We start from the raw sequence: 7,062 nt of genomic DNA on the forward strand, positions 1-7,062 counted from the left end.
CTCAGTTTATTATTTCTCCAATTAAAATCAATAATTATAAATATTTAGACATGAAGTAATTATCGAACTGAGGTTATATTATACATTTTGATAAAGTTTGCAGTTACTCCATTTGTCCAGCCAAAGCCATCTTGGACAATATACTCACCGCCACCTGCACTTGTTTTTGGATCTATAACATCATATTTCTCACGAATCTTGCCAGTTTCATTAAACTTCTGATTAACAGTGTTTACAAACCTTTTAGCTATTGTTTTAGCAAGTTTATCAAAGCCATAATTTCTTAAACCTACAACAGCTTCAAAATGCAAAGGAGCCCAGCCATTTGGCGAGTCCCATTGTTGTGATGTATGTGTAACAGTTGTAATAAGTCCGTGCTCAGTAAGAAATTGATTTTCTATCATATCAGCTGTTTGCTTAGCTTGTTCTTTTGTTGCTATATTTAAAAATAGTGGAGTTACCCCGGCTAAGCTTGCTATGGTTGTAAGTTCTTTAGTAGTGTGATTTAAATCATAAAAGAATCCTTTATCATTATTCCAAAAGCTATTTTGGATAAGTTTTTTTCTTTTATCTGCTAATTTAAGATATTTATAAGCTTTAGTTTCATCTGATGTTTCTGTAAACCATTTTCCAAGTAGTGACTCAAGACCATATAAATAGCTATTTAGATCTATAGGTAAAATATCTGTTGTTTGAATAGTATTAAAATCATCTTCTTTGGCAAACCAGCGACTAGAAAAATCCCATCCAGATTCACAAGCAGCACGAATATTACGATAGAATTTGGACTTATCATCTATGTTTTTCGCATGTTCAATATCTTCTCTATATGACTCTGGTCTAGGTGTTGCAGAATCATCCCAATATCTATTTAAACCATTTACATTTCTTTGAGTATTCATCCAAAATGAGTATTCTTTTTCTAAGGTTGTTAGATATTTCTCAATTGCTGAAATACCTAGTTCTTGATATAAGATATTTACAATTAAGTAGAATAATGGTGGTTGAGAGCGAGTTAGGTAGTATTTTCGATTAGCATTCGGTACAAATCCTACAGTATCTATAAGATATGCAAAGTTATTAGCTATATCTTTGATCATTTCGATCTCACCATCTTCACGAAGTCCTTCACAAGTAAAGTAACAATCCCAATAATAAACCTCTCTAAATCTCCCTCCTGGAATTATATATGGTTTTGGTAATGGGATAAGAGAACTTAAAGTGTTTTGCTGATCAGAGGATTGATGTAAGAAACTCCACATTTGTTTGATATATTGTGATAGAGAGATTTCCTTATCATTATTAAAAATTTTCTCTGCTACAGGAGGATGAAAGTTATCTTCAACGAATGCTTTAAGATCAAAACCTTTTGAGTTTTTTAGGCTATGGTATTTATTAAGGATATCTTCTGGAGAACTTTTGGGAGTCATATCAACAAAATATTTAGAATCATCAAAACAAGGTTTTAGTTGAACTGCTTCAAAAAGCTCACCATAAAGTTGGATTAGTGATTTATTTGACATGTTATTTATTCCTATGAAGTTTTGCATATGGAGGGGTTAGTAATACTAAAAGAGCTATAGGTATTAGTACACAATAAAACGCCGTAACACCACCAAAATGAGCAAATATTTCACTAATTATTCTTGAACCAATAGTACCACCTAAGGCGGAAAATATAATTATTAAACCAGCCATGGCACTTTGAAGCTTTTCTGGTTGACTACTTAGAATACTAGAGCATAGGGTTGGATATATCGGCGCCATAAAAAAACCAATCATAGGGAAGAGTAGTGATATAACTATAGCAATAAGAGTATCAGTTTCTTTAGGGTTAACTAACTTGGATAGCTGCAATGTAAATACTATTAGTATCGCACAGCAAATTAGGCCTAAAAGAATAACCTTTTTCCAATCAACTTTCTTCATAATAAAACCAAAAATAATTCGACCAGCAGCAATACTTAAGGCAAATATACTTGCCATAAATACACTAGTAGAGGCGGATAAATGAAGAACTCTAGTATTAAATGTTGGAAGCCATGATTGAACACCTTGCTCTATAAATACATAAAAAAAGACACTAATAATAAATAGCATAACTATTGGCAGCTTTATAAGTTTTAGCATACTTAAAGTATCTACTAAAAAGTTAGAGCCTTGAGATATTTGAACAGCGGACTCATCAAGTTTTGTAAATAGTAGTAGTAAAAACGCAACTATACATAAAGCTATAATTAGCCAGTATGTACCAAGCCAATTACCAAAATGTATAAATATGCTAAATATAAAAAAGCATAGTACCACACCTACTTGAAAGACACCTTCTAGCAAGCTTAAAAGACTAGCATGTGATTTTGAGTCATCAGTAATTAATCCTACCGTTGAGTATACGGAGACTTTAATTAATGCAAAAGATATACCAACTAAAATAAATAATATCTTTGTGATTAAGAAACTATTTAAGGTAGTCATAGCTATACAACCTACAATGATTATTGCTAAGCCTGTAAGCATTGCTCTTTTATAGCCATATCTGGGAATAAAAGAACATATAATAAAAGAAACTATAGCAATAGTTAAATCTTTACATGCTTCGAGAATACTTGCCTGAACATCTGTAATATGATAGTGAGTAACAGATTGTAGTATAACTATACCAACACTATTTAGTAAAATAGCACTAATAAAGAATATCAGAAAAAGAGAAAGCTTTAGTTGAAAATACCTCATGTCTATATGAAAAAATAATTACTTGTTATTTAAGAATAAATAAATATATATATGTAAACAAGTTTTTTAGCATTGAGTTTAGAGCTTTTTTAGGATGTAATTTATTTAGTAAATATTTGAATATGAAAGGCTTTTATATGAGTGATTATAAGTATTGTATAGGAATTATGTCAGGAACGTCATTAGATGGGATTGATGTGGTTTTGTGCAAAGTCAAAGGTCATGGATTAGACACAGATATTAAGTTGGTTAGCTTTGAAACATATCCGTACTCAGGTGGAGTAATTAATGATATTAAGCAATCCTTAGTTTTACCAAAAAGTAATGCTCAGCTTTTATGTAGTCTTAATTTTAAGCTTGGTAAAGAATATGCTAATGCGGTAAAAAAGCTAGTTAGAGCAGTAGGACTAAACTTAAAAGATATAGCATTTATAGCTAACCATGGTCAGACAATTTATCATCAGGCAGTGTGTGAAGGTGATTTTATAAAGTCATCATTACAGTTAGGCGATGCTGCAACAATTGCTTATGAATGCCAAACAACAGTAGTGTCAAACTTTCGTGCAGCAGATATAGCAGCTGGAGGTGATGGAGCACCATTAGTTCCATATGTTGATTATATTTTATATAGAGACAAAGACAAGTCACGAGCTTTACATAATATAGGTGGTATTGCTAATACAACAGTTATCCCTAAAAATGCAAATATTGAAGATGTTTATGCTTTTGATACTGGACCAGGTAATATGATGATAAATAGAGCAGTAGAGGTTTTATTTGCTAAAAGCTATGATGAGAATGGTGATATTGCCAAAGGAGGTAAACTGATTTTAAATATGCTACAAGAGCTTTTAGAAAATCCATATTTGAAACAAGAGCCTCCAAAGTCCACAGGTAGAGAGTTATTTGGGATTGAATATACTGATTTTATAATCAATAAATATAAAGAAAATGCATCTGAAGATATAGTACATACATTAACTTTATTTACAGCTGAAAGTATTGCTCGAGCATATAAAGATTTTGTCTTGAGTAAACATGATTTAGATCAGATAATTTTTACAGGGGGAGGAGCTTATAATAAATTCCTAATAAAATCTATAGCAGGATTATTGGACGTGGATGTATTAACATTTGAAGATGTTGGTGAAAATAGTGATGCAAAAGAGGCTATTGCATTTGCTGTATTAGGGAATGAAACTCTTAATAAAAACTATAATAATATACCTGCGGCAACAGGCGCAAATGATAAAGTTATACTCGGGCAAGTAAATTATTTTAACTAGGAGAAGGAAAAGTACATGAAAATAGTAGAAGTTAAGCACCCAATGGTTCAACATAAATTAGGACTTATGAGAGCTGCTGGAATAAGCACGCAAGAGTTTAGAAGATTGACCAAAGAAATTACAAGTCTTCTAACTTATGAGGTTACATCAAGTTTTAAACTGGAAAAAATACAAATACTAGGCTGGCAAGGTAATAATATTGATGTAGAGCAAATAAAAGGTAAGAAATTAACTGTAGTTCCTATTTTGCGAGCAGGTCTAGGTATGATGGATGGTGTCTTTGAGCATATTCCAGCAGCTAAGGTAAGTATGGTTGGTATGTATAGAGACGAAGAGACGGCTCAACCAATACCATATTTTTCTAAGCTTTGTGATAAGCTTAATGAGAGGTTAGCTCTTATTGTAGATCCTATGTTAGCGACAGGTGGTTCAATGATAGAAACAGTTACTTTACTAAAAAAAGCTGGCTCAAAAGATATTAAAATTATAACTTTAGTTTCTGCTCCAGAAGGGGTAAAAGCATTAGAACAAGCTCATCCTGATGTGGAACTATACACAGCGTCAATAGATAGCCATCTAAATGAAAAGAAATATATTATTCCGGGCCTTGGAGATGCGGGGGATAAGATATTTGGAACTAAATAATATTATATCAGTCTTAAAATAAGTTTATATTTTGAAGTTTATCTATATTTATCAAAAAAACTTGAATAAGAAAATCGATTTTAAATCTAAAATTAGAGTCAAAAATAACATGTTATTGTATCAGGCCTAATCATAGAACTTAGTAAATAACTTATATGTATCTGGTTATCATCATTTTAAAATATAGTTAAATAAGATTTATATAAGTTTATCTGAAAGATATATAGGATAAATATTAGAAAGTTTAAGGTTTAATTATAAGCTACATTTTTGATACCATCGACCCATGTCCAACCTTGGTAAGAATCAGAGTTCATAATCCATGTCATTAAACCACCATATTGCTCGTAATTACCAAGACCACCATTTGTAATATCTGTAGTAATATCAACTGGGTTATATAAACCAGAACCTGAGCAAGAAGCATCAGCTAAGCATAATCCTTGTTTATATTGAGCATCTGTAACTGATGGACCTCTATAGTTAGGCACACCTAAAACAATCTTCGTATTTGAAGGTATTGTTAGGTTTTGGTCTGTTAATCCAGGCATAGATTTTTGGGCTTCTTGGCCTAGTAGTTTAAATGTCATGCTTAAGAAGCCGACATCTTGACCTTTTTTACCATCAAAGATTGCACCACCATATTGGTTATAAGTCTGTATAAATACTGCATCAAAGTGTACTCTATCCATGAAGTCTTGAGTGTAGAATGGTTCAGCAAATTTAGCATAACCACTAGCCCATTGACCAGAACCATACCAACCATGTATTTGAGGAGCGGCAGTTAGGAACATATCTTTCCCTGTAATTTCTTTGTACTCAGCTCTTGTAGCTTCAATATAGCGTAAGAAGTTATCATCATCTTTAGCCGAACCAACTGGGTGCTCAACATCAATATCCAAGCCATCAAAGTTATGCTCAGCGATGAATTTACCCATAGCTTTACCAGCTGATATAGCTTTATCACCACTCATATCAGGCATAAAGAAGTTAACTCCTCCACCTATAGCAACTAGAGCAATACCATTATTTTTATGAATTGTTTCCATTTGATTTGGTAAATCTGCTAATAGTGATTTGTCCCATTTTAGTTTCATACCATCAACATCAAAGTCGCTATCAAAGAATACAGTTCCATCATCATTCTGGCCAATAAATGAATATACTAATACATTGTAGCCATGATTAAGTGCTTCAGATATCATGTGATTAGTTGTATTAGGCTGAGTTTGCCATAGAGCATCGTAGCCTCTAACATAACCAACAACAACTCTATTTGGCCAGTCTGAACTAGATGAAGTGTTCTCTGTGACTTTGACTGTTAGTTGTTGAGTATCTTGATCTGCTGAGAATGAAGATGGAGATACAGAAAGTGTATATCCAGCTATAGCTGCAATAGTTGCAGTCCAAATAGCTCCATCTTTAGGTATTTCAACAGAGGTAGGAGTGTTACTATTTAGTGTAACTTCTTTAATATCACCTTTATCATTAGATAAAGTTAGAGTAGTATCTTTACCTTCTGGTAGACCATTTACAGAGATAGATATATTCTCTGTAGGAATAGCTTTTTTATCAAAACTAACATTAACACTTGATGTGTTGAAATTACGCACAACTACAGAATAAGTTTTAATAGGAGTATAGTTATATCCATTTGTAGTAAAACTACCAAGAGTTAACGTATACGCAATTCCATTTTCAGATGATGGAATATGATCTAAAGTAAGAGCCTTATTTACTTCAATATTACCACTACTAATTCTATTACCCTCTGAATCAGTAAGAGTATAGGTTGTTGTAGTACCTGTAGTAACATCACTAGCATTAGCATTGATTGTAATAGAGCCTTCCTCGGCAGGTTTTGGCGCTGAGTATTCTATAGAAACAGTTTGTGAAGCATCTTTTGCAAGAGTAAAAGATGCTGGGCTTGGAGATCCTGTAGCACCATCAATAGCAGGCACACTTACTGTAAGATCAGCACTATCACCTACAGCTACTTCTAGATTAGTAGTAGATCCCCATTTAGCATCTTTAGTTTCAGCAACTTTTACACCATTTTTAAGAATTTGAACATCTGCTAATTTACCTTCTGTAATAAAGTCAGGTTTAGCTGGAAGAACAACAGATACAGTAGCTTTGCCTTGTTCTGCAATAGGTCCTTCATTTTTCCAAACTCCCCATTGTCCTGATTTACTAGGGTTTTCTCCACGTGTCCACCATTTAGCAGTATATAGATTACCATCATATATTGCTTGAGAAGGTGAATTGCTATCACTAGGATTATATACAGTATTAGCATCCCATTCTTGCACAGCATCACCTGGAGTTGGAGTTGGAGTTGGAGTTGGAGTTGGAGTTGGAGTTGGAGTTGGAGTTGGAGTTGGAGTTGGAGTTGGAG

General features: G+C 33.0%; 5 protein-coding genes. 2 read left to right on the forward strand and 3 right to left on the reverse strand.

Going from position 1 to position 7,062, the window contains the following annotated elements; genetic code table 11:
* Positions 1-59 precede the first annotated feature (59 nt).
* Both AB8E56_RS10985 and AB8E56_RS10990 read right to left on the reverse strand, forming a co-directional pair.
* Positions 60-1,523, reverse strand: a complete 1,464-nt coding sequence (locus AB8E56_RS10985) for a trehalase family glycosidase (RefSeq protein WP_329481060.1) — start codon at positions 1,521-1,523, stop codon at positions 60-62.
* A 1-nt stretch (position 1,524) separates the two neighbouring features.
* Entirely contained in the window at positions 1,525-2,733 is a 1,209-nt protein-coding gene (locus AB8E56_RS10990) for an MFS transporter (protein ID WP_329481062.1), read from the reverse strand.
* 137 nt (positions 2,734-2,870) lie between these two features.
* Between AB8E56_RS10990 and anmK the strand changes: the two genes are divergently transcribed.
* Complete coding sequence (anmK, locus tag AB8E56_RS10995; RefSeq protein ID WP_329481064.1) at positions 2,871-4,019, forward strand: anhydro-N-acetylmuramic acid kinase AnmK; 1,149 nt, start codon at positions 2,871-2,873, stop codon at positions 4,017-4,019.
* Between the two features lie 15 nt (positions 4,020-4,034).
* The gene (gene upp, locus AB8E56_RS11000; RefSeq protein ID WP_329481066.1) at positions 4,035-4,664 is read left to right on the forward strand and encodes a uracil phosphoribosyltransferase; all 630 of its coding nucleotides are present in this window, start codon (positions 4,035-4,037) and stop codon (positions 4,662-4,664) included.
* 251 nt (positions 4,665-4,915) lie between these two features.
* Here upp and AB8E56_RS11005 read toward each other — a convergent pair.
* On the reverse strand, positions 4,916-7,062 hold a 2,147-nt coding region (locus AB8E56_RS11005; protein ID WP_329481068.1), incomplete at its 5' end, for a glycosyl hydrolase family 18 protein.

The organism is Francisella sp. 19X1-34 (genome assembly GCF_041102755.1).
Taxonomy (GTDB): domain Bacteria; phylum Pseudomonadota; class Gammaproteobacteria; order Francisellales; family Francisellaceae; genus Francisella.